This window comes from Plantactinospora sonchi (assembly GCF_036422035.1).
Lineage (GTDB): Bacteria > Actinomycetota > Actinomycetes > Mycobacteriales > Micromonosporaceae > Plantactinospora > Plantactinospora sonchi.
Map to the genome: position 1 here is coordinate 26,081 of NZ_JAZGQK010000026.1, position 21,780 is coordinate 47,860.

General features: G+C 70.9%; 21 protein-coding genes and 2 pseudogenes. 13 read left to right on the forward strand and 10 right to left on the reverse strand.

Annotation, left to right across the window (positions count from 1 at the left end; genetic code table 11):
• Window positions 1-4: 4 nt before the first annotated feature.
• Window positions 5-934 carry a S66 peptidase family protein gene (locus tag V1633_RS27205; RefSeq protein WP_331217115.1) on the forward strand — a complete coding sequence of 310 codons (930 nt, stop codon included), beginning with the start codon at window positions 5-7 and terminating at the stop codon, window positions 932-934.
• A gap of 132 nt (window positions 935-1,066) precedes the next feature.
• Here the strand turns inward: V1633_RS27205 and V1633_RS27210 are convergent, their stop codons facing one another.
• Window positions 1,067-4,324 (reverse strand): NACHT domain-containing protein, encoded by a 3,258-nt coding sequence (locus V1633_RS27210; RefSeq protein WP_331217116.1) that lies wholly within the window; start codon window positions 4,322-4,324, stop codon window positions 1,067-1,069.
• A gap of 260 nt (window positions 4,325-4,584) precedes the next feature.
• On the opposite strand from V1633_RS27210, the gene V1633_RS27215 reads away from it, so the two are divergent.
• Window positions 4,585-5,142 carry a hypothetical protein gene (locus tag V1633_RS27215; protein ID WP_331217117.1) on the forward strand — a complete coding sequence of 186 codons (558 nt, stop codon included), beginning with the start codon at window positions 4,585-4,587 and terminating at the stop codon, window positions 5,140-5,142.
• 249 nt (window positions 5,143-5,391) lie between these two features.
• Here the strand turns inward: V1633_RS27215 and V1633_RS27220 are convergent, their stop codons facing one another.
• Window positions 5,392-5,817 (reverse strand): DUF350 domain-containing protein, encoded by a 426-nt coding sequence (locus V1633_RS27220; protein WP_331217118.1) that lies wholly within the window; start codon window positions 5,815-5,817, stop codon window positions 5,392-5,394.
• Window positions 5,818-6,014: 197 nt separating this feature from the next.
• Window positions 6,015-7,367 (reverse strand): type I glutamate--ammonia ligase, encoded by a 1,353-nt coding sequence (gene glnA / locus V1633_RS27225; protein ID WP_331217119.1) that lies wholly within the window; start codon window positions 7,365-7,367, stop codon window positions 6,015-6,017.
• A gap of 352 nt (window positions 7,368-7,719) precedes the next feature.
• Here glnA and V1633_RS27230 point away from each other — a divergent pair, with 352 nt between their 5' ends.
• Window positions 7,720-9,504, forward strand: a complete 1,785-nt coding sequence (locus V1633_RS27230) for an NAD+ synthase (protein ID WP_331217120.1) — start codon at window positions 7,720-7,722, stop codon at window positions 9,502-9,504.
• Window positions 9,505-9,651: 147 nt separating this feature from the next.
• Entirely contained in the window at window positions 9,652-10,509 is an 858-nt protein-coding gene (panB, locus tag V1633_RS27235) for a 3-methyl-2-oxobutanoate hydroxymethyltransferase (RefSeq protein WP_331217121.1), read from the forward strand.
• A 106-nt stretch (window positions 10,510-10,615) separates the two neighbouring features.
• On the opposite strand, the gene npdG is transcribed toward panB, so the two are convergent.
• The 3 genes from npdG to V1633_RS27250 all read right to left on the reverse strand — a co-directional run bounded on the left by npdG (window position 10,616) and on the right by V1633_RS27250 (window position 12,535).
• A complete protein-coding gene (gene npdG, locus V1633_RS27240; RefSeq protein ID WP_331217122.1) occupies window positions 10,616-11,314 on the reverse strand; it encodes an NADPH-dependent F420 reductase in 699 nt (232 codons plus the stop codon).
• A gap of 158 nt (window positions 11,315-11,472) precedes the next feature.
• The gene (locus V1633_RS27245; RefSeq protein ID WP_331217123.1) at window positions 11,473-12,312 is read right to left on the reverse strand and encodes a histone; all 840 of its coding nucleotides are present in this window, start codon (window positions 12,310-12,312) and stop codon (window positions 11,473-11,475) included.
• Between the two features lie 19 nt (window positions 12,313-12,331).
• Complete coding sequence (locus tag V1633_RS27250; protein WP_331217124.1) at window positions 12,332-12,535, reverse strand: hypothetical protein; 204 nt, start codon at window positions 12,533-12,535, stop codon at window positions 12,332-12,334.
• Between the two features lie 379 nt (window positions 12,536-12,914).
• Here V1633_RS27250 and V1633_RS27255 point away from each other — a divergent pair, with 379 nt between their 5' ends.
• Entirely contained in the window at window positions 12,915-13,346 is a 432-nt protein-coding gene (locus tag V1633_RS27255; RefSeq protein ID WP_331217125.1) for a hypothetical protein, read from the forward strand.
• 157 nt (window positions 13,347-13,503) lie between these two features.
• On the opposite strand, the gene V1633_RS27260 is transcribed toward V1633_RS27255, so the two are convergent.
• Complete coding sequence (locus V1633_RS27260) at window positions 13,504-14,412, reverse strand: aminoglycoside phosphotransferase family protein (protein ID WP_331217126.1); 909 nt, start codon at window positions 14,410-14,412, stop codon at window positions 13,504-13,506.
• Between the two features lie 518 nt (window positions 14,413-14,930).
• Between V1633_RS27260 and V1633_RS27265 the strand changes: the two genes are divergently transcribed.
• Both V1633_RS27265 and V1633_RS27270 read left to right on the forward strand, forming a co-directional pair.
• The gene (locus V1633_RS27265; RefSeq protein ID WP_331217127.1) at window positions 14,931-15,227 is read left to right on the forward strand and encodes a hypothetical protein; all 297 of its coding nucleotides are present in this window, start codon (window positions 14,931-14,933) and stop codon (window positions 15,225-15,227) included.
• Window positions 15,228-15,288: 61 nt separating this feature from the next.
• Window positions 15,289-15,426 (forward strand): hypothetical protein, encoded by a 138-nt coding sequence (locus V1633_RS27270; RefSeq protein ID WP_331217128.1) that lies wholly within the window; start codon window positions 15,289-15,291, stop codon window positions 15,424-15,426.
• 389 nt (window positions 15,427-15,815) lie between these two features.
• On the opposite strand, the gene V1633_RS27275 is transcribed toward V1633_RS27270, so the two are convergent.
• A complete protein-coding gene (locus V1633_RS27275; RefSeq protein WP_331217129.1) occupies window positions 15,816-17,039 on the reverse strand; it encodes an NAD(P)/FAD-dependent oxidoreductase in 1,224 nt (407 codons plus the stop codon).
• A 424-nt stretch (window positions 17,040-17,463) separates the two neighbouring features.
• Between V1633_RS27275 and V1633_RS27280 the strand changes: the two are divergent.
• A pseudogene (locus tag V1633_RS27280) lies at window positions 17,464-17,613 on the forward strand (IS701 family transposase); the annotation flags it as partial.
• Window positions 17,582-17,713: pseudogene (locus V1633_RS37075) on the forward strand (IS3-like element IS1141 family transposase); the annotation flags it as partial. The pseudogenes V1633_RS27280 and V1633_RS37075, both read left to right, overlap by 32 nt.
• A 93-nt stretch (window positions 17,714-17,806) precedes the next feature.
• Here the strand turns inward: V1633_RS37075 and V1633_RS27285 are convergent.
• Window positions 17,807-18,064 (reverse strand): hypothetical protein, encoded by a 258-nt coding sequence (locus V1633_RS27285; RefSeq protein WP_331217130.1) that lies wholly within the window; start codon window positions 18,062-18,064, stop codon window positions 17,807-17,809.
• A 22-nt stretch (window positions 18,065-18,086) separates the two neighbouring features.
• Window positions 18,087-18,293: a hypothetical protein gene (locus tag V1633_RS27290; RefSeq protein WP_331217244.1), complete on the reverse strand. Its 207-nt coding sequence runs from the start codon at window positions 18,291-18,293 to the stop codon at window positions 18,087-18,089.
• Window positions 18,294-18,514: 221 nt separating this feature from the next.
• Between V1633_RS27290 and V1633_RS37170 the strand changes: the two genes are divergently transcribed.
• The 4 genes from V1633_RS37170 (at window position 18,515) to V1633_RS27310 (ending at window position 21,749) form a co-directional block, all read left to right on the forward strand.
• Window positions 18,515-18,856: a hypothetical protein gene (locus V1633_RS37170; RefSeq protein ID WP_456238645.1), complete on the forward strand. Its 342-nt coding sequence runs from the start codon at window positions 18,515-18,517 to the stop codon at window positions 18,854-18,856.
• A 268-nt stretch (window positions 18,857-19,124) separates the two neighbouring features.
• Entirely contained in the window at window positions 19,125-19,718 is a 594-nt protein-coding gene (locus V1633_RS27300; RefSeq protein WP_331217131.1) for a hypothetical protein, read from the forward strand.
• Between the two features lie 502 nt (window positions 19,719-20,220).
• Window positions 20,221-21,027: a class I SAM-dependent methyltransferase gene (locus tag V1633_RS27305; RefSeq protein WP_331217132.1), complete on the forward strand. Its 807-nt coding sequence runs from the start codon at window positions 20,221-20,223 to the stop codon at window positions 21,025-21,027.
• Window positions 21,024-21,749, forward strand: a complete 726-nt coding sequence (locus V1633_RS27310) for a demethylmenaquinone methyltransferase (protein WP_331217133.1) — start codon at window positions 21,024-21,026, stop codon at window positions 21,747-21,749. The genes V1633_RS27305 and V1633_RS27310 overlap by 4 nt, the downstream gene beginning before the upstream one ends.
• Window positions 21,750-21,780: the final 31 nt, after the last annotated feature.

The window sequence follows — 21,780 nt, forward strand, 5'->3', positions numbered from 1 at the left end:
CGCGGTGTCCGACGATCAGGCGGTACGGCCGGCGGCACTGCGCCCCGGAGACACGGTCCTGCTGGTCTCGCCGTCGGGGCCGACCCGACCGGAGCGGGTGGCCCGGGGTGTGGAACTGCTCACCTCCTGGGGACTGCGCCCGGTGCTCGCGCCGAACGCGTACGCCCGGCGCGGCTACCTCGCCGGCGACGACGTGCTGCGGGCCGCCGACCTGAACACCGCCTTCGCCGACCCGACGGTCCGCGGCGTGCTCTGCACCCGGGGCGGGTACGGCGCGCAACGCGTGGTCGACCTGATCGACATGGCAGCGGTCCGACAGGATCCGAAGGTGGTGGCCGGCTTCTCCGACATCACCGCGCTGCAGTTCGCGCTCTGGCGCGGCGCCCGGCTCGCCACCGTGCACGGCCCGGGTGCCGCCTGGCTGGACGAACGCACGCCGGCGACGTCGGCCGAGTCCCTGCGGACCGCGTTGATGAGTCCGGAGCCGGTGGTGGTGCCCCGGATTCCCACCGAGGAGACGGCGAGCGTGGTCGTCCCCGGTACGGCGACCGGCCCGCTGCTCGGTGGGAACCTGTGCCTGCTCGCCTCCTCGCTCGGCACCCCGGACATGCCGGACCTGACCGGGGCGGTCCTGCTGATCGAGGACGTCGCGGAGCCGCCGTACAAGGTCGACCGGATGCTCACCCACCTGCGCCGGGCCGGGGTGCTGGCGAGGCTGGCCGGGGTGGCGGTGGGACAGTTCACCGACTGCGCGGACAGCTGGGCGGTCAGCGTCGCGGACGTGATCGCCGAACGACTCGGCGACCTCGGCGTACCGGTGCTGGGCGGGCTGCCGGTCGGACACGGGGTCGGGCAGCTCACCGTGCCGGTCGGCGTACCGGCGACACTCGACGCCACCGCCGGCACCCTGACCGTCTCCCCCGCCGTACGCTGAGCCGCGCCGCCCGCGTCTGCCCCTGAGACGCCAGCCGCCGCACCGGTCTCGACCTCGCTTCCTCGAAGCGCACGGCCACCACCCCGTCCGGCCGCCCGGACAGGAAGCGATCCGCCTCCCTGGGCGGTACGCCTAGTCGGCGGCAACCGCTGTGTCGTCCCGGGCGCCCCGTGGGCCGGGTCGGCGCCGGGGCAGCCAGCCCAGTTCGCCGAGCCGGCTGATCACCTCGGCCAACAGGTGCCGGTTCGCGGGCGCGAGGGCGCTGCCGTGCGCCAGGTTCGACAGCACGGGCGCGATGATCCGGTCGGCCTCCGGGTCACGGCCGAGGAACAGCAGCCCACACTGGAGCACCGCGATGATCAGCCGGGAGGGTACGACGCCGTCCAGCCAGGCGGCATTCACTGCCACGCCGTCGCGTACGGCGGCACCGGTGATCAGTTCCGCCGCCAGGATCGCCGGCATCTCCGGGTCGACGGCCAGCCGGTTGAGCAGGAGGGTCCGGAACTGGTGCTGCTCGGCCACGCTGTCCAGTCCGTCCAGCATCGAGTGGCAGCGCAGGTAGGCGGCCTGCCGTCGTCCTGACCCGTCCGGCGACGACGAGATCGTGACGAGTCGCGCCAGGGCGTGCGCGACCGACGTCCCGGAGTCGAGCGAGATGGTGTTGACCGCCGACGGCAGTACGTCGGCGAGCGGCTCCAGGGCGTGCAGCAGCAGGTCGTCGCCGAGACCGCACCGGAGGTACGCCTCACGGCGCAGGTGTGCGAAGGAGTGCGCCGGGTTCTGGACCGTCCGGACCGAACCCGGCCTGACGGCGTACGTCCACCGCGGGTCGACCGGCGACGCCTCGACGGGATCGGTGACGATGCGCAGCGTGATGTCCCGCTCGCCGTCCTCGGTCCGGAGGCGGTCGAGGGCGAGCGTCGCCACCAGGCTGGTCCAGTCCTCCGAGCTGAGCTGGGACTGCCAGAGCAGGGTCTCCCGGTGCCAGACCGGCACCACGTTGCGGTCCGGATAGAGCCGACCGCCGTGCAGGGTTCCGGCGGCGCAGACCGCGAGCAGCAGCAGGTTGACGCTGTACGCGGCGTGCCGGGTCGGCACCGGCAGCCCACGCGGCTGGTAGGCGTCGAACCGGCGGGCGGGACGGGTGTGGTGCGCGGCCCGGAACAGCCGGACCAGCAACTCGGTCAGGTCCGCCCGCAGTTCGTCGGCCGCGCCCGCCATCAGCGCCTGCAGGAACCCGAGGATCGGCGCCCGGCCGCTCAGTGCCGCGTACGACAGCAGGGCGTGCAGCAGGTCGTCGTCGACCGAACCGCCGCCGAGCGACATCGAGGCGGCCGCCTCCCGGGCCGCGATGTCGGTCAGCACCTGCCAGGTGAACCGGGCGACCAGGAACTCGCCGAAGGTGGCGTGCAGGAACTCGTACGTCTCCAGCCGCTCGTCGTCGCGCAACGCCCGGGAGCGGTGCACGAAGAAGAACCGGCCGAGCACGATCTCGGCGTGCCGCAGCGACGCCCGCAGCTCCGTGCCGGTCCCGGGCACCGGGGTCGAGCCGAAGAGGGCAGCCAGGTCGACGTCGAGTTCGGCTTCGGTGACCCACTGCGTGCTGCGGTTGAACATCGCGAAGGCGACCACCGAGAGCCGACGGAGCTCCTGCTCGACCGCGCGGTCCAGTTCCCGGTCGGGCAGCCCGGGCCGGTGCTTCTCCACCTCACGGCCGGCGAACCGGCGTAGCAGCCGCTCGTAGAGCTGGTCCTGGCGCAGCGCCCCGGCCGAACGCAGGGCGTTGTCGTCGGCGTCGTAGAGCGCCAACATCAGCAGCAGCAGTGGCTGCCCGGCCAGTTCCCGGTAGGCGAGCACGGTCGGCAGGTCGAGCGGGGTCACGCCCCGGGCGGTGAACTCGTCGGCGTTCACCGCGTTCCAGATGGCCAGCCAGACCGCGATCCGCGCCTCGTCGAACGGCTCCAGCCGGATCGCGACGGTGCCCTCCGGGGCCCGGGCCCGGTCGGCCACACTCGTCCGGCTGGTCACCACGACCACCACCGGGCGCCCCTGCGCCGCCTCACGACGCTGGAACCTCGCGACCTTCAGCAGGTAGTCGGTCTGGCTGACGCCGGTCGCCTGGAGCAGTTCGTCGAAGCCGTCGAGCAGTACCACCGGCAGCGCGTCGCCCGCCGAACGGACCAGCGCCGGCCAGTCCAGCCGCTCGCCGGTCGTCGCCCGGACCGCGTACTCGAGCTGGTCCTGCAGTTCGGCGGCGGCCGGTACGTCGCGGAGCACGACCCGGACCGGCAGGAAGTCGTCCTGCGGCAGCCGGGCGGCGAGAACCCGGGTGAGCACGGACTTTCCGGAGCCCGGCTGGCCGAGCACCAGCAGCGGCGCCTCGACCGCGGCCGGGTTGGTGAGATAACCGGTGAGGAACTCCGACAGGTCGTCCCGGACCTGCCGGCCGGCCCACCAGGACTCCTCGCTGGGTCGGGCCGCCGGGCCCAGCTCGGCCACCCGGCACAGCGGCGGTACGTAACCGGTGCCGAGGCTCGGCATCCGGATCCCGGCCGGCACGTCACCCGACTCGACGACGGACCCGTCCAGCTCCACCGCGTACGCCCGGGCCAGCCCGGACCGGTGCTGGTCCGAAATCCGCCCGGCGGACGCCTCCCGGAGAAACTGTTCGAGGTCCGCCAACGCGGTGGCCACCCGGCGTACCTCGGCCCGGGTGCCGGCGTGTTCCCGCAGCCCGGTCCAGAACGCCACTTCCGGGAACTCGTCGGCGAGCCGCCCGAACAGCTCCTGGTGTCGCCGCACGGCGCGGGCCGGTACCCCGTGCAGGGCCGCCGCGCCACTGGCCCGGCGGAAACCGTCGAGCCGCTCCCACACGCTGAGCCCGGTGACGAACGTCGTCAGTCCTTCCGTGACCGCGGTGTAGTACTCGTCGAGCGAGGCGCGGAACGACTCGTACGGCTGCTGCGGCCCGGGTGTCGGCACTCCCTCGGCGAACAGGCTGGCCAGCAGGGACTGGTCGGGGTGGCCGGCGCCGGTGAGCGTGACCTGTTCCCGCTCGGTCAGCTCCAGGTCGGTGAAGCGGAACGGCAGGTCGGCTTCGGCCAGCGCCTCGAAGTAGGCGGTGACCACCAGCACCCGGTGTGCCGCCGCCAGCCGTTCGGTACGCCCGTACCGGGACAGCCCGGCGCGACGTTCGGCGAGTTTGCCGACGAGTTCGTGGCTGAGCCGGATGAACTCGGCCTTGGCGTCGAAGAGTCCGAGTACGGCCGGCGCCGCCACCGCCGCCCCGAGCAGTACCCCGCCGGTGAGGTTGTCCAGCGCCGTCACCAGCGGACTGCGTCCCCCGTCGAGCAACCGGGCAGCGTCGGCATAGGTCAGCGTCCGGGACACCAGGTGTCTCCTCTCGGGTGTGACGGCGGTCCACCCGATCGGGACGGCCGGGCCCAAGCATGCCCGTACCGGACAGCCGGGGGGAAGCGGGCTCAGCAGCGTGTCAGGACATCAGCACAGGTACGAAAACTGTCGGTTCAACCCGGATTCCCAGCAATCTGCCAGCTCGTTCGCGGCCTCGGCCCAGGGTGCTGCCGCAAGGTGGCGGGGTTGGTTCCACAGCGCCTCGTCGGCGTACGTACCGAAGGAGGAACACCCAGGTGGGGAAGCTGCTCTCCCGAAAGAAGGTCATCGGCGGTCTGGTCGGCGCGGGTGTGCTCAGCGCGGCTCTCGCGGCCCCGGCCGTCGCGTTCGCCGACGACAGCGCCAACCCGGCACCGTCGCCGAGCGCCTCCGCCCCGGCCACCTCCACGTCGCCGGACAGCGGCAAGCCGGGCCAGGGCCACAACTGGCAGGGGCACGACCAGCGCTGGGCGGACCGGCGCGGTGACCTGGCCAAGGAGCTCGCGACCGAACTCGGCGTACCGCAGGACAAGGTCGAGGCGGCGCTGGCGAAGATCCGGCAGAAGGCCCAGGAGCACCGTCAGGACTGGCAGAAGGAGCACGGCAAGCCGGCCGGCACGTCCGCTGCCGACCGTGCGGCCCGGCTCAAGACCCGGCTCGACAAGGCCGTGTCGGACGGCAGGCTGACCCGGGAGCAGGCCGACGCCATTGTCGCGGCGGTCAAGGCCGGCGTGCTGCCGGGCGGCTTCGGGCACGGCCCTGCTGGCAAGGACGGCCAGACCGGCGACCAGTCGCCGGCCCCGACCACCAGGTGACCCGGTCCGGGCAGGGCCGACCCTTCGGCCCGCCCGGCGCGGTCACCGCTCGACGGCCCGACCGCGGCGTTTCCTCCAGCGCGCGGCCGGGGAGCGTGCCGCCGGCTTTCCGGACCGGCTCGGCGGCACGGGTACGAGGTGGGGCGGCAGTCCGGCACTCACTGTCGCCCCACCTCTGCCGGCCGTCCACGGGCGGCCCACCCCCGGAGGAACGACCACGCCGGAGAGGTCGGAAATTGCCGGGCGCGGTCAGGCGATACAGGCGCAGACGATCAGGGCCGCCCCGAAGTGGGTGGCGGCGCTGACCCGGGCGGCCGGGTGGGGCTCCTCGGAGCAGATCACCTCGCCGAGCTTGCCGGGGGTGAGCCAGTCCAGCACCAGGAAGGCGAGCGCCATGATGCCGAGCCCGATCAGTCCGAACAGGACGGTCGAGGCCAGGCCCTTGGCGAAGTCGGTGTAGCTGGTCAGGATCGCGGTGAAGACGATGCCCGCGATACCGAGCTGGTTGGCGAGCAGCAGCCACGACGCGTTCGCGTTGCGTCGTACCCAGATCAGCTCGCGCAGCTTGCCCGGAGTGAGGGCGTCGACCAGCACGAACCCGGCGGCCATCAACGCTATGCCGACCGCGCCGAACACGATGCTCTGCCAGGCTCCCTCAAGCAGATCCTCGACCACCGGTTGTCTCCCTAGGATGTGGCGGCCATCGGAGGGGGGCCGCGTCGTCAGGGACGATAACGTGAGCCGGCAACCCCGAACGGCCCGCGCACGGCTCCGGGGCGCTTCCCGGGACAGCCGACGACAACGAAGACCGCCGGCCCCGGTGACGTACCCGGGACCGACGGTTCAGCCGGTCGACGATTGGAGTCAGGCGATCAGAGCAGGCCGAGGTAACGCTGCCGCTCGTACGGGGTGACCTCGCGGCGGTACTGCTCCCACTCGGCGCGCTTGTTGCGCAGGAAGAAGTCGAAGACGTGCTCGCCGAGGACCTCGGCGACCAGTTCGGAACCGGACATCACGTCGATCGCCTCGGCGAGGTTCTCCGGCAGGGACTCGTACCCCATCGCCTTGCGCTCGGCGTTGGACAGCGACCAGACGTCGTCCTCGGCGCCCGGCGGCAGTTCGTAGCCCTCCTCGATGCCCTTCAGGCCGGCACCGAGCAGCACCGCGAAGGCGAGGTACGGGTTGGTCGCCGAGTCCGGCGAGCGGACCTCGACCCGGGCCGAGTTCGGCTTGCCGTACGCCGGAACCCGGACCAGGGCGGACCGGTTCAGGTGCCCCCAGCAGACGTACGCCGGGGACTCGGTGATCCGGTCCGGCAGCGCCAGCGGGAAGAGCCGCTTGTACGAGTTGACCCACTGGTTGGTGACCGCGGTGTACTCGCGGGCGTGCACCAGCAGCCCGGCGATGAACGCCTTGCCGACCTTGGAGAGTTTCATCGGGTCGCTGGCGTCGTGGAACGCGTTCCGCTCGCCCTCGAAGAGGGAGAGGTGGGTGTGCATGCCACTGCCGGGCTGGTCGGTGAAGGGCTTGGGCATGAAGCTGGCCCGTACGCCGGTGGAGAGCGCGACCTCCTTGACCATGTGCCGGAAGGTCATGATGTTGTCGGCGGTGGTCAGCGCGTCGGCGTAGCGCAGGTCGATCTCCTGCTGGCCGGGGGCGACCTCGTGGTGGCTGAACTCGACCGAGATGCCGATCCGCTCCAGCGCCAGCACCGCCTGCCGGCGGAAGTCCCGGGCGACCGCGTGGGTGGTGTGCTCGAAGTAGCCGCCGGAGTCGACCGGGATCGGCAGCGAGCCGTCGTTGGGGCCGTTCTCCAGCAGGAAGAACTCGATCTCGGGGTGGGTGTAGAAGGTGAAGCCCTTCTCCGCCGCCTTGGACAGCGCCCGGCGCAGCACGTGCCGGGGGTCGGCCCAGGACGGGCTGCCGTCCGGGAGCAGGATGTCGCAGAACATCCGGGCGCTCTCCCCGCTCACCCCGCCCTCGAAGGGGAAGACCTGGAACGTCGTCGGGTCGGGCATCGCCACCATGTCGGACTCGAAGACCCGGGCGAAGCCCTCGATCGCGGAGCCGTCGAACCCGATCCCCTCGTCGAACGCCGCTTCCAACTCCGCGGGCGCCACCGAGACACTCTTCAGCGTGCCGAGTACGTCGGTGAACCACAACCGGACGAAACGGATGTCACGCTCTTCCAGCGTACGGAGCACGAACTCCTGCTGACGGTCCACCTCAGTACCCCTCGCACACTCTGTTCGGACCGGCCCAGCCGGCGCACGGCCTAGCGGTCCAGTCTTCACCGGTTCCGTTACACCGACGTTACGTGAGCTAGATCGGGGCCGATGCGTCGGCTGCCCCGGCGTGCCGGTTTCCGGGTCGTCCGTAGCAACATATCCGAGTCCGGGCCGCCGCGTACCGGCGCTCCGCCCGGCCGGGCAGCCGCGACGGGCGGGCCCGGTGCCCGGCCGTCGACGGACACCGGTCGGGGCCCGACACCGGTGGTGGGCCGGGAGTGATCAGGACTACCCGGCCGGCCCCGGGTTGAGCCGGGCCGACCGGCGCCGGCTGCGGCAAGATGAGGACATGCCGACCTTGCGTATCGCTCTCGCCCAGGTCAATCCCACCGTCGGCGACGTCTCCGGCAACGCCGCGATCGTCCGGCAACGGTCCCGGGCCGCCGCCGACGCCGGCGCGCAGCTGGTGGCGTTCCCGGAGATGATGCTGACCGGCTATCCGGTGGAGGACCTGGTCTTCCGGAACAGCTTCGTCACCGCGTCGCGGGCCGCCCTGGACCAGCTCGCCGCCGACCTCGTCACCGACGGGCTCGGCGACCTGCCGGTACTGGTCGGCTACCTCGACTCGGACGGACCGGCCAGCGCCAACGCCGAGGCGAGTCCGACCCACGGGCCACGCAACGCGCTCGCCGTCCTGCACGGCGGCCGGGTGGCGGCCCGGTACTTCAAGCACCACCTGCCCAACTACGGCGTCTTCGACGAGGACCGCTACTTCGTACCCGGCGACGTCCTGCCGGTGGTCCGGATCGGCGGGGTCGACGTCGCGCTCACCATCTGCGAGGACCTGTGGCAGGCCGGGGGCCCGTTCGCGGTCGCCCGCCGCGCCGAGGTCGGGCTGGTCGTCAACATCAACGGCTCGCCGTACGAGTTGAACAAGGACGACGTACGGCTGCCGCTGGTCCGGCGCCGGGCCGCCGAGGCCGGCGCGACGATCGCGTACGTCAACATGGTCGGCGGCCAGGACGAGCTGGTCTTCGACGGTGACTCGATGATCGTCTCGCCGGACGGCACCCTGCTCAGCCGCGCCCCGCAGTTCGTCGAGCACCTGCTCCTGCACGACCTGGAGCTGCCCGCCGCGAGCACCCGGACGCCGGCCGGCACCGAACCCGCACACCCGGCCCCGGCCGACGGCCCCGACGGGATGTCCGTCACCCGGGTGCACCTCAGCGACCCGCTGCCGGCCCCGGTCGGGGCGCCGGTCACCGGCGGGATCACCGAACCGGTGGTCGACGAGGGTGAGGTCTGGCAGGCGCTGGTGCTGGGACTGCGCGACTACGTCGACAAGAACGGCTTCCGGTCGGTGGTGCTCGGGCTCTCCGGCGGCATCGACTCGGCCGTGGTCGCGGCGATCGCGGTGGACGCGCTCGGACCGCAGCGGGTGGTCGGCGTCTCGATGCCCAGCCAGCACTCCTCCGAGCACTCCCGGGAGGACGCCGCCGAGCTGGCCAAGCGGACCGGGTTGGACTTCCGGGTCGAACCGATCCAGCCGATGGTCGACAGCTACCTGGCCAACCTGTCGCTGTCCGGGATGTCCGTGGAGAACCTGCAGGCACGGGTACGCGGGGTGCTGCTGATGGCGTTGTCGAACCAGGAGGGGCACCTCGTCCTCACCACCGGCAACAAGAGCGAACTGGCGGTCGGCTACTCCACCCTCTACGGCGACTCGGTCGGCGGTTTCAACCCGCTCAAGGACGTCTGGAAGAGCCTGGTCTGGAAGCTGGCGAACTGGCGCAACGCGGAGGCGGTCCGCAGCGGCGGAACCCCGCCGATCCCGGAGAACTCGATCCGCAAGCCGCCGAGCGCCGAACTGAGCCCGGGACAGCTGGACAGCGACACCCTGCCCGACTACTCCGTACTCGACGCGATCCTGGTCGGCTACGTCGACGGCGACCAGGGCCGGGACGACCTGGTCGGCGCCGGACACGACCCGGAGGTGGTGGACCGGGTGCTGCGGATGGTGGACGTCGCCGAGTACAAACGCCGGCAGTCCGCGCCGGGCCCGAAAATCTCCATCAAGGCGTTCGGCCGGGACCGCCGGCTGCCGATCACCAACCGGTGGCGCGAGCGGAGGTGACCGGAGGGCCCGCCCGGGTATGCGCCGGGCGGGCCACCCGTGGTGTGACAACCTGCACTCCGCTCTGCCGACGGCACCCGGATCGATGCGACGATCGGCGGTGACCCGGGGACCGCGGACGCGGCCTCGAGGCGAGAGGAGACAAGGATGTCCGAGCAAGGGATGCAGTCCGCCCCGGCCGAGGTGACCGCGCTCTACGGCGGCCCGGCGACCCGGCGGGTACGTACCCGCGACCTGCTCGCCGCCAAGGAGCGTGGCGAGCGGTGGCCGATGCTCACCTCGTACGACCAGTACACCGCCGCCATCTTCGAACAGGCGGGCATTCCGGTGCTGCTGGTCGGCGACTCGGCCGCGAACAACGTCTTCGGTTACGAGACCACTGTTCCGGTCACCGCCGACGACCTGCTGCCACTGGTCCGGGCGGTGGTCCGGGCGACGAACTACGCGCTGGTCGTCGCCGACCTGCCGTTCGGCTCGTACGAGGAGGGGCCGACCCAGGCGCTGCGCACCGCCGTACGGTTCATGAAGGAGGGCGGCTGCCACGCGGTGAAGCTGGAGGGCGGCCGGCGCGTGGCCGAGCAGATCCGGGCGATAACCGGGGCCGGGATCCCGGTGATGGGGCACGTCGGGTTCACCCCGCAGTCGGAGCACACGATCGGCGGCTACCGGGTGCAGGGGCGGGGCGACGCCGCCGAGGACGTGGTGGCGGACGCGGTCGCGGTGGCCGAGGCCGGCGCGTTCTCGGTGGTGCTGGAGATGGTCCCGGGCGAGGTCGCCAAGCGGATCACCCACGAGGTGTCGATCCCCACCGTCGGGATCGGCGCCGGGCCGGACTGCGACGCCCAGGTGCTGGTCTGGCAGGACATGGCGGGGATGCGGTCGGGCCGGATGCCGCGCTTCGTCAAGCGCTACGCCGACCTGAACGGGGTACTGACCGAGGCGACCCGACGGTTCGCCACCGAGGTGCGCGGCGGGGATTTCCCCACCCTCGACCACACCTTCTGAGCCGTGACCGGCCCGGTCCGCGGGACACGCCCGGTGCGTCGCGCGGACCGGGCCGGTCCGCGCGGCCATCTTGCAAACCGTGCCCCCGGGGAACGTCACCGCCCGGTCAGACGTCGGTGACCCGGATCCCCGCGTGCGCCTTGTAACGCTTGTTGATCGCGATCAGGTTGGCGGTGAACGCCTCGATCTGGTGCGCGTTACGCAGCCGTCCCGCGTAGATGCCCCGCATGCCGGGGATCCGCGCGGCGAGCGCCGCCACGATCCCGACGAGTTCCCGCTCCTCCGTGCAGATCAGCACGTCGAGGTCGATCCGGTCGATCGCCGGATCGGCCAGCAGCGGCGCGCTGACGTGGTTGAACGCCGCGCAGACCCGGGACTCCGGCAGCAGCGCCGCCGCCTGCTGCACGGCGCTGCCCTCCTCGACCGGCAGCGGGTACGGCCCCTGCTTGTCGAAGCCCAGCGGATTGACGCAGTCGACAACCACCTTGCCGGCGAGCGGCTCCCGCAGCTCGGCGAGCGTGTCCCGGTGCCCGGCCCACGGCACCGCGACGACAACCACGTCGCTCCGGGTCGCCACCTCGACGTTGTCGGCGCCGGAGACCGAGACGTCGGTCGGTAGCCCGGGCATGCCACGAAGTTCCTCCGCGGCGTGCACCGCGCGTTCGGCCGACCGTGAACCGAGCAGTACGGTCTGCCCCGCCCGCGCCAGCCGGTAGGCCAGACCCCGCCCCTGGTCTCCGGTGCCGCCGATGATGCCGACGGTCAGTCCGGACACGTCGGGGAGGGTACTCGCGTCATATCCCATGCCGGCATCCTCGCAAATCCGACCGAACGTCGGAGCGATCCGCCGCCATGCGCATGGTCACACCATTCCGCCGGTCGGATCGCCGGACACCGGGCCCGCCCGCCGGTGTGCGCCCACCGGAACGCCCCCGCTCCGAGGCGTTCCGGTGGTGACCTGGCTCAACCCAACATCTTCCGGGCGGTCGGTCGGGCCGTCTTGCGACCCGGTGCCTTCGCCGCCGTCTTTCGGGCGGCGGCCTGCTTCGCCGGTGCCTTCCGGGCGGTGATCTTCTTGGCCGGTGCCGCGGTCGCCCCGGTGGTGCCGGTCGTCCGCTTCGCCGCCGTGGTGCGCTTGGTTCCCGCCGTCGTCCGCTTCGTCAGCGAGGTGGTCCGCTTCGCCGCCGCCTTCTTGGCCGGCGCCTTCTTCGCGGGTGCCTTCACCGCCGTCGTGCGCTTGGCGGGTGCCTTCTTCGCCGGGGCCTTCTTGGCCACCTTCTTGGCCGCCGCCGTGGTCCGCTTGGCCGCCGCGGTGGTCTTCCGCGCCGCCGTCGTGGTGCCGCGCTTGGCCGCCGCCGTGGTCCGCTTCGTCGCCGCCGTGGTCCGCTTCGTCGCTGCGGTGGTCTTCCGCGCCGCCGACGTACCCTTCGCCGCGGTGGTGCGCTTGGCGCCCGTACGGCTGGCGGTGCTGGTCTTCTTCGCCGTCGCCTTCTTCGCCGGCGCCCGCTTGGCCGTCGCCTTCTTCGCCGGCGCCGTGGTCGCCGCCGTCTTCTTGGCCGCTGTCGCGCGCTTGGCCGGGGCCTTCTTCGCCGGCGCCTTGGTCGCCGCCGACGTGCTCGCGGTCCCCCGGGCGGAGGTGCTCTTGGCGGCACCCACCGTCCGACTCCGCGCCATCGTCTTCTTCCCGGCAGCACTTCTCGCCACCGGGCGGGTGGCCCTGGTTGCTTCGGCCATCTGTGTTTCCTCCTTGCGGGACATGCTCTCGGGGGTCTCCTCACGGAGCACCACGGAGTTCCTCGACACGGGCTCTCGCCGTGCCGGTCTAGCGCTCCTCCCCGGCCCAGCGGGCATCCTCGGCCTCCCACGTTTCGTTGCGCTCTCGCACCCGCTCAAGCGCCTGCTCCGCGTCGGCGGCCGAGGTGTACGGCCCGAGCACGTACCTCGCCGGGCACACGTCCGCATCGGTCTCGACCCGATGGTGACGGATGCACCAGAAGTACTGCGCGCCACTCCCGCTGTCGCTCATGGCATCACTGTGCACGGCAAACCGACGAGGCGCTACCGTTTCACACAAAAAGGCGGGGCGACTTCCACAGTAGACCCGATCCGAAATGCCCGGGCGCCTAATCGGCAAAGAGTCGCCGTACGAGGGAAAGCCTTTTTACGACAAGGGATTCATCGCTGTGATCGTCGTCCGGAACGACTCGACAGGCGACCCACGGCCCCGGGAAGAAAGTTTGCGCGCCCGCCGCCCGCCGGGCCTCCCGGGGGGCGCAGGACAGGTCACCCCGGCCTGGTCCATCGCCCTGACCTGGGCACTTGCCGGCGAGAAATGGAGCACAATTCGCGGTGTGGGTGCGATACGACAGGCGGGTCACAGACGACGGCTCCCCCGGGTGCCGCCAATGGTCGTGTTCGCCATTCTGCTGCTGCTCGTCGGCGCCGCCGGGCACACCGTGCTCACCATGACCACCGCGCCGACCATCGAGGAAAGGGCCCACGCGGAAGCGGTACGCCGTGCCGCTCTGATCGGTCGCACGCTCGTGAACGGCAACGCCGTCGACGCCACCGCACTCGGGCAGGACGTCGCCCGGAACGACCGGGTCGACGTGATGCGGGTCGACGGGACCGACCGGCGCCACTCCCCCGGCGTCCGGCTGCTCTTCCGGGTGCACGTCGAGATGTCCCGGCCCGGCATGGCCGGCCTGACCCGTACCGAGCTGGCGGTCTGCTTCCGTCAGACCCTCGACGAGGAACGCGGCGACTTCTCCCAACTCGAGGTGCCCTGCCCACCCACCGCGAGCCCCACCCCGCCCTCCTCCCCCGTCCCCCGGTAAGGAAGGGCCCCCTGTTATCGCTTTCGGTAGAGAAAGGGCCCCTTCCTAACACCGTCGGCGCGGCCCGGGGCGTCCTCGTCAGCGTCGACGCCGGCCGACCCGCCGAGGACGTGGTGGCCGAGCTGATCCGTCGGTGGGAGAGCCCTGAGCAGGCGGGTCACCGGGTGGCGGCGTCGTCGAGGATCGCCCGGAGCCGTGCCTGACATTCGGCGACGAAGGCCGGATAGGTGGACCAGTAGTAGGCGAGGCCACTGATGCCGACCGCGATGGCCCAGGCGCGGGCCCGGGTCCAGGTCAGGTCGTCGAGGTCGAGGCTGTCCCAGTACGCCTGTCGGGCCTGCGCCGGCAGGTCCCAGACGGTGGCGTGCTCCGCGTCGGGAAAGCCGACCGAGAGGCCGCCGAAATCGATGACCGCGTGCAGCCGGCCGTCCTGCACCAGCAGGTTGGTGGGCTTGAGGTCGCTGTGCAGCCACACGTGGGGTCCGGACGGCCCGGGCAGGGTGAGCGCGTCCCGCCACAGCCGCTCCAGGGTCTGCACGTCGAGGGTCGCACCGACAGTGCCCCGGCAGTCCTCGAAGTATCCGCTGACCGACTGGTCACATGGCCGCAGGTCGCCGCCCCGGTAACCGCTGAGGTCGCCGGTACGGGTCGCGCCCAGCAGATCAGTGCTGTGCAGATCCCGCACGAACGCCGCCAGGTCCGTGCCGAAGGCGGCCCACTCGCGGACGGTGTCCGGGCCGGGTTCGACACCGTCGATCCAGCGGTAGACCGACCAGGTCAGCGGGAAGGCCGGAGTGGGCGTGCCGGCGTAGACGGGCTCGGGAACGGCGACGGTCAGGCGCGGCGCCAGGCGGGGAAGCCACTCCCGCTCCTTCCGCACCGACAGCTCCTTGTCGGGGGTGCGCGGCAGTCGCACGAGCAGGTCGTCGCCGAGCCGGAACATGGTGTTGTCGGTGCCCGAGCCCGCGACCGACAACGGCAGGTCTGCCCACTCCGGGCGCTGCGCCTTCAACAGGGTCCGGACAAGCGACTCGTCGACCGGGATCTCGTCATGGTGCAGCGTCACGCCGGGAGTCTTTCCCCGACGGGCCGGGAAAGCCAGCGACTTTCCGGCAATCTCCTGCGTACCGGCATCGGGACGGTCGGTACCGCCGCCGCTCGCCGTCGGGCGGACCGCCGGCTGGGTCAACCGGCTCCACCCATCCGCGCCGTCACCGCCACGGTCTCCGGGGACCGGCGGGACTCGGTCAGGTCGGTGGTCGCCGTGCCCGGAAGAGGGCGTGTCCGCTGCCGCCTTCCGGAACGAAGCCCTCGGCGGTGACCGTCAGTCCCGCCCGGTGCGGCCAGGGTCGGTAGGTGGCGGCGTCGGCGTGGGCCCACCACATCACGGCCGGGCCGCCGAGCCAGTTGTCCTCGGTGCCGCGCCGGTGCTGGTGTCGGCAGGAAACCGTTCGCCGAGCCGCTCGCCCGGAGGCCGACGGCGCAGCGGGTCCGGCTGCCGCCCGCCGTACCAGTCCCCACCCCGGGCCGGCCTGGGTCACAGGGGGCGGACGTCGACCGCCGTCGGCACGTACCATCCCCGCCGTGAAGTACGCGGTGGCCCCGTCGAGGTGGCTGATCAGGTTGAGGTCCGGTACGCAGCTGGAGGTGTGGGCGAACGGCTACAGCGTGGACGAGGACCACTACGTCTTCGGCGCCCTGATGGACGGGTCGCCGGAGGAACTGGAGGGGGCGCCGCTCGCCGTCTGGCCGCCACTGCAACCCGGCTGCTTCCAGATCCTCGTCGCGAGGATCCCCGAGGCCGAGGTCGCCGAGGTCAACGCCAGTACCGACGTGGAGAGCCCCGGAGACGTGCCGGACCCCAGCGATCCAGGCCAGTGACACCGGAGAGACGAGAGGCCGTGGGGCCGGTCGGGGTTCCGCGGCCGGTTGCACGATCCTGGTGACCGGTCGGACGATGATGTTCCGCAGCTCGTTGGTGCCGTTGAGCTGTGTCCAGGGGTTCGGGCAGGTGCGGTACGTCAATGACGCCGAGCTGCCGGGAGCGACCAAGAGCCCGGTGCACCTGGCGCTACCCTGACGTGCGGCCAGTGGCAGACCAACTGATTCGGCAGGACGACGCGGCACGAGCCCACCAGCGCCAACGCCACCGGCACGCCGCCCACAAGACAAGCCCACAGACCGCTCAGAGGTGACGGGCGTGCGGCGGGGTTGTCGATCACCGGGCCGGCGCGGTCGAGGCCGGCGAGGGGCAGCGGCGGCGGACTGGGGGTGTCTGGGTGAAGGGGCGGGCCGCTCTGCGCCGGGCCGCCAGCAGACGGGGTGGGCTCTCCAACAGCGGGGAGGCCCGGTGGGCAGGCCACGTGGAGAGCGGCGCTTGCGGCCGGGTCGCCGTTTACCGCATCCACCCAGGCCATCCTCGTCGTCCAGAGCAGCCCGGAACGGCCCCGTCCCACCTGCGATCTGCGCTCACATGGCCTTGTAGCTGTCCATCATGGCGTCGAGTACCTGCTGTTGGGTGGTGATGGTGTCGCCGAAGCGATCCGGACGGAGCTGATCGAACTCGTCGACGTCGTCTCGGCGTCCGGTGATGAGTTCGGCGAGGGCTTTGGCGTAGCCGGGTCCGTAGGTGATGCCCGACTCGTTGTCGCCAGCGAGGAGGTACCCGCCGCTGACCCCGGGGATCGGGCCGACCAGCGCGCGCATGTCGGGGGTGTAGCACGGTGTGCCGTGCCTGACCATGAGCCGTTCGCGGCCTGCCAGCGACGGGATCACCTCGGCGCCGCGGTCGGCGACTCGAAGGATCTCCAGAACGCCGTCGACCGGTAGCTCGTCCAGCCGGTCGGGCACCGGCGCGTCGACGAAGATGTGGCGTGGGTGGACTTCGTAGGTGCCGCCCCAGACCAGGCCGCCGTGATGCCCGCGCACCCACAACATCGTCCCGCCTCCCGGTTCGTCCGGAACCAGGCCGGAGAAGAAGAGCGTCGGCAGTGTCACCGGCACCTGCCTCGCCCCCGTCGTGATCCTCGATGTCACCTGGGGCACCACGGGAAGAAAGAAACCCAACTGGCGGCAGAGGTCGCTGCTCCACGCGCCGGCGGCCACCACGACGGCGTCGCATGCCACCGGACCGTGAGCCGTCTGCACCGCTTCGACCCGGCCGCCCCGAGTGGTGATCTCGGTGACGGGACGCCGGGTGTCGATGATGCCGCCGGCGGCGCGGACCCGAGCGGCCAGGGCTGCCACGACCTTCGGGGCATGCACCTGCGCGCCGTCGCGGTCGTGCAGACCACCACGGATCGCGGCCGCACGGACGATGCCGCCGGTCAGGTCTTCGATCTCCTGCGGGCTGACGACCCGGGTCGATTGGTCCCCGTTGCACGCGAGGTCTTCCCAAGCGGACTCGCTGGCCGCGACGTACAGCATGGAATTCTCGCGATAGTCAATATCGACACCGTCCGCGTGAAGGCCGGAATAGAACTTCCGGCCGTAGCGGTAGGCGACCGCTTCAGGACCATGCGGGGCCCAGTTTCCGAGAAAACCGCCACCCGCCGCGGTGGTTCCGCCGCCGACGTCGTCTCGCTCCAGCAGCCGAACACGGGGTACGCCAGCCGCCAGCAGCTGCAACGCCGTCGCGCAACCGAGGATTCCGCCACCGATCACCACGACATCGGACCGATCCACTTTGTTCACCCTCATTCTTCTCCGGCCTGCAGGGCACCACAACCACGCGTGATACCTGATGATTGAGGCGAGGAACTGCTGTTCCGAGATATCGGAATCCCGAATTCCTGAACCGACGCTAGCGGGTCGACGACCGTATGCGCATATTGGAAATCGGCCTATAGGACAGTGACCTGCGTCACGAGCTCGATGGCGGTGTGGCCGAGGTGAGCCAGGGAGCCAAGGGCCTGCCGTCCGGCGTCGAGACGCCACCATCGGCAACCTAGTACTCCAGCAGGAGATCCGTTCTGGCCTGCGGTGAGGGTGTGGTCTTGTCCGTGGGCGGCAAGCAGCCACCGTCGAGCCTGAGGTTGTGTGGACCAAACAGGATGCGGCGGTGGCTGCCGCCTACAGGGTAGACGCTCAGCGATGGGCCGGGGTGTTCGACGAGCTGATGGACACGATCGGAGCACGGTTCGCCCGGCCCGAGCCGCGGCCTCGGGTCCGGGAGTTCGTGAGCGGGCTGCTGGCACCGCTACCGACCAAGAACTGCTGGACGATCGCCGAACACGCGGGCGACGACGGTCCGGGCGGTATGCAGGACTGTCCTGACCGCCGCCTACCAGCGCCACCCCGAACGATTCGTCCGTAAACACCCCGAACCAGCAGTCCTGCCCGCAGCGGCATGGATCAACCCACCCCGCTCAGGAGCAGGACGACCAGCAGATTCACTCAAAGAATCCCTGATCAACCCGCCTCAAAAAGGGGTTCGAGGGGCCCGATCTACGCTTCGGCCGTCAGTCCGAGGTCCGGATCTGCTCCAGGTGCGTCAGAGGTTGCCGGAGGTACTCCATGAGCTCCCGCAGCGCGTCCTTCTCCGCCGTGGTGATCACGACGTCCTCCTCCGACAGGGCGCCGACGAGCGTCGTGATCGCCAGGTCCCAGGCCCCGGCGCCTCCGGATTCCAAGACGATCGGCCGGTACTTCGGGCTGATCTTGGGTGCGAGCTGGTCGGTGATTTGGCGGCTGTACCAGTAGTAATCGTTGATTTCCATGGGTCTCCCGTGGGTTCGGTGGCTAGGCCGGTGGGTTGGTGGTGACGCCCTCGCCGCTGACGGGGAAGCCGCCGGAGATGCTGTCGTCCTTGTCCAGGGTAACGACGCAGGTGATGCCGTCGCGGGTGCCGCTGACGACCCAGCCGTCGCCGTGGGGACGCGCCTGAGGGCGGCTGTCGGGGTTGGCGGCGATGCTCTTGAACCAGCCCTCGACCTGCGCACCGATCACATCGCCGCCGGCTGCCCCGCCACGCCTGGCAGCGGATCTCCGCCGGTGCGGGGGCGAAGGGCCACCGCTACTACGACTGGGCATTCATCACCCTGCCCCACGCCGCCGACCAGCACGGCGGGCACCACTGGCTGCTGATCCGCCGCAACCGCACCACCGGTGAGCTGGCGTTCTACCGCTGCTGGGCACCCGAAACCGTCCCGCTGCACCACCTGGCCGCCGTGGCCGGCCGCCGCTGGAGCATCGAGGAATCCTTCCAAGCCACCAAGACCGGGCTCGGCCTGGACCAGCACCAGCACCGCCGCTGGAAAGCCTGGTACCGCTGGACCACCCTGGTCATCGCCACTCACGCATTCCTCGCCGCAGCAACAGCGGCCAGCACCACCAGCCCAAACGATCTGACCACGATCACCGTCAACGAACTACGCCGACTATTCCACGCCCTGATCATCAACCCCGTCCGACGCGTCCCCGACGTCATCGCCTGGTCCATCTACCGACGCAGACACCAACACCAAGCCAAGACAAGCCACTACGCCCGACAAGCCCTCACCGAACCCTAAAACCGTGCTGGAGTACTAGCTTTTCGGCGGCGTTGACGTGGACGAGGTCGACCAGGTTGGTTCACGGTGCGGCCGGACAGGGTGATCGTGGACGGGCAGGAAGCGGGCCCCGGCGTCCTCGCCATCGATGAACCGGGGGTGTCTCGCCGTTGCTACCGTCAAACCGCGTCCTGCTCACGGATCCGGCAGCCGACAAGGGAGAGCACATGACGACCTACCGGGATCGAGACCCGGTCGCGGCCGGCTGCTCGCCGACGGAAACGTCGCGGTGACTCCCGACGAGGCGCTGGCGCTGCTTCGCGCGGACCGGGCGGCGCACGACCACTCCGCGCTGTTCACCGTGTACGTGGAGGCCGACGACGAGGGGCAGCGCCAACTCCGGGACGCCGCTGAGCAACTGGTCGTCAAGAAGGGCGACCGCTGTCCCGTCGGCGCCGTCTGCACCCTGTCCTGGTCCCAGTGGGGCAGCTACGAACGGGACCGCCTCAGCCGGCTCGTCAACCGCTACCTCCAGCGGGGTCCCCTGCAACAACTTGGCCGGGTGCTGCAGGCACAGGCCGGTTGTCTCAATCCGATCCAGGTAAAGGCCCTGGAGGCCGTCGCGGCAGGCGACCCGCTGCGGCACCTGCCGGTGTGCGCGGCAGTCCTTTGCAACGACGCTTCGACAGGGGCGGTGTGGGAGGCGCTGGTCGCCATCCTGCGGAACTCCACCGATCCGGACGCTCTGGCCGGCGCCTATGACGCCACCGAGCATGCCGGGGTGCACGCGGACTCCCTCGAGATCATCCGGTCTCGCAAGCTTTCGCGAGCCGAACTAAAAGCCATCGGCGACCGGACCCGGAACCGCGGTTCGTTCACCTAGGGCGTCACCTCCGGCGGGCAGGGCCTCCTGCCGCACAACCAGGCATGGCCTCCGGGCCGCCAAGGCAACCGCACTCCGCTGGGGGGGCCGGCCGGCGGCGAACGCCCGCGCCTTCGACGCCGGGTCGGGAAGCCACCGACGGCCGCCGGCCGCCGCCGGCGAACCTGCGAATCCAGGAGGCAGCACGATGACGGCCAGGCGGTACGGGAGCCGGACGGGTCGAGCGACACCGCCGGTCAACCGTCTCGGCCACGTCCGGAAAGGTGCACAGGTCGGCAACGCATTACAGGCGGCGTCGCGGTCGTCGGTCCGTCCGGAGTCTGTATTCCGCTCGTGGCCGGCCTGAGAGTGACTGAGAAGCTTCTCAGCCAGGGAATTGCCAGGATCATTTCGACCATCTACGGTCAGCGATGCCGGAGTGAGAGGCGCTGCGACGGACCAGGTCCGCCACGCTCATCCGGAAAACGGATCCAAGCGCGCCTACCCCGCTGAGGGAGCCGTGATGAATGCATCCGTGACCACGTGGGCCGCCGGCGACTATCCGGCCATGGCGCGACAGCTGATGCCGGTCGCCGAAGCGGTGGTGGCAGCCGCCGCGATACGGCCGGATGACCGGGTGGTCGATCTGGCCACCGGTACGGGCAACGCGGCCATACTGGCGGCACAGCGTGGCGCCCGTACCGTCGGGGTGGATCTGGAGCCCGCGCTGTTGGAGTTGGCCCGACGGCGCGCCGCGGATGACGGCCTGGCGGTCGATTGGCGGCTCGGCGACGTATGCCGGTTGCCCCTGGCCGACGACTCGGCCGAAGTGGTCCTCTCCGTGTTCGGCGTCATGTACGCGAACGACCACGATGCGGCGGCCCGGGAGCTGAGCCGGGTCTGTGTTTCCTCAGGCCGGGTTCTGCTGGCTGCCTGGACACCGGGCAGTCTGATGCCGGCCATGGGACAGGTCCTCGCCGGCTATCTACCGCCGCCTCCGGCCGCAAGCGCCCCGCCGAGCCGCTGGGGTGACCGCACGCTGGTCGACCGGATCCTGGCGGCCGCCGACCTCCGGACCACATCGGCGGACGTTCACCGGTTGGATCTGAGCTTCACCGACGCCGAGGCGGCGACCAACCTGCTCATCGACACCGCCGGGCACGTCGTCGCCGAACGGGATCGGCTCGTGGCCCAGTGCCGGTGGGAGGCGTTGCGCGCGGACCTGCGCTCGTTTGTTGGCGACCGTGGCGTGTCCGAGGGCGGTCGCTTCCGGTTGGGACTCGAGTACCTGCTCGTGACCGCCACGCCGTCGTCAACGAGGACAGCATGACGCGGGCAGGTCTGGACAAGCAGCCGCCGGCGGTCGCCGCGATGTTCGACGGCGTCGCCGAACGGTACGACCTTGCCAACAGGATCATCTCCTTCGGCCAGGACACCAGGTGGCGGCAAGCGACCAGAGCGGCGCTGAACCTGCGCCCAGGCGAACGCGTGCTCGACGTGGGCGCCGGCACCGGCGTTTCCACCGAGGAACTGGCCCGTTCCGGGGCGTTCGCAGTGGGAGTGGATCTTTCCACCGGCATGCTGGAGGTCGGCCGACGCGTCCGGCCCGCCGTGCCGCTGGTGGCAGGCGACGCGCTGTGCCTGCCGTTTCCGGATGGTGCTTTCGACGCGGTTACCATCTCTTTCGCCCTGCGCAACGTGGTCGATCTCGATGCCGCCTTCCGCGAGTTCGCCCGGGTCGTCAGACCGGGCGGGCGGCTTGTGGTCTGCGAGTGCAGCCATCCGACGAACCCGGCGTTCCGCACGTTCTACCTCGCGCACCTGCTTCGGGCCATACCCGTGGTGACCCGACGGGTGTCCAGCAACCCCGACGCCTACGTCTACCTGATCGAATCCATCCGTGCCTGGCCGAACCAGCCGGACCTGACGAAGCGGATCGCCGCATCGGGCTGGCAGCGGGTCAGTTGGCGCAACCTCAGCGGCGGTGTCGTCGCGCTGCACCGCGCCATCCGTACGCCGGATGAACCCGACGCCCCACTGACCAGGAGCTGAGTGCGGAGACAACCGCTCTGGGCCGTCGCCG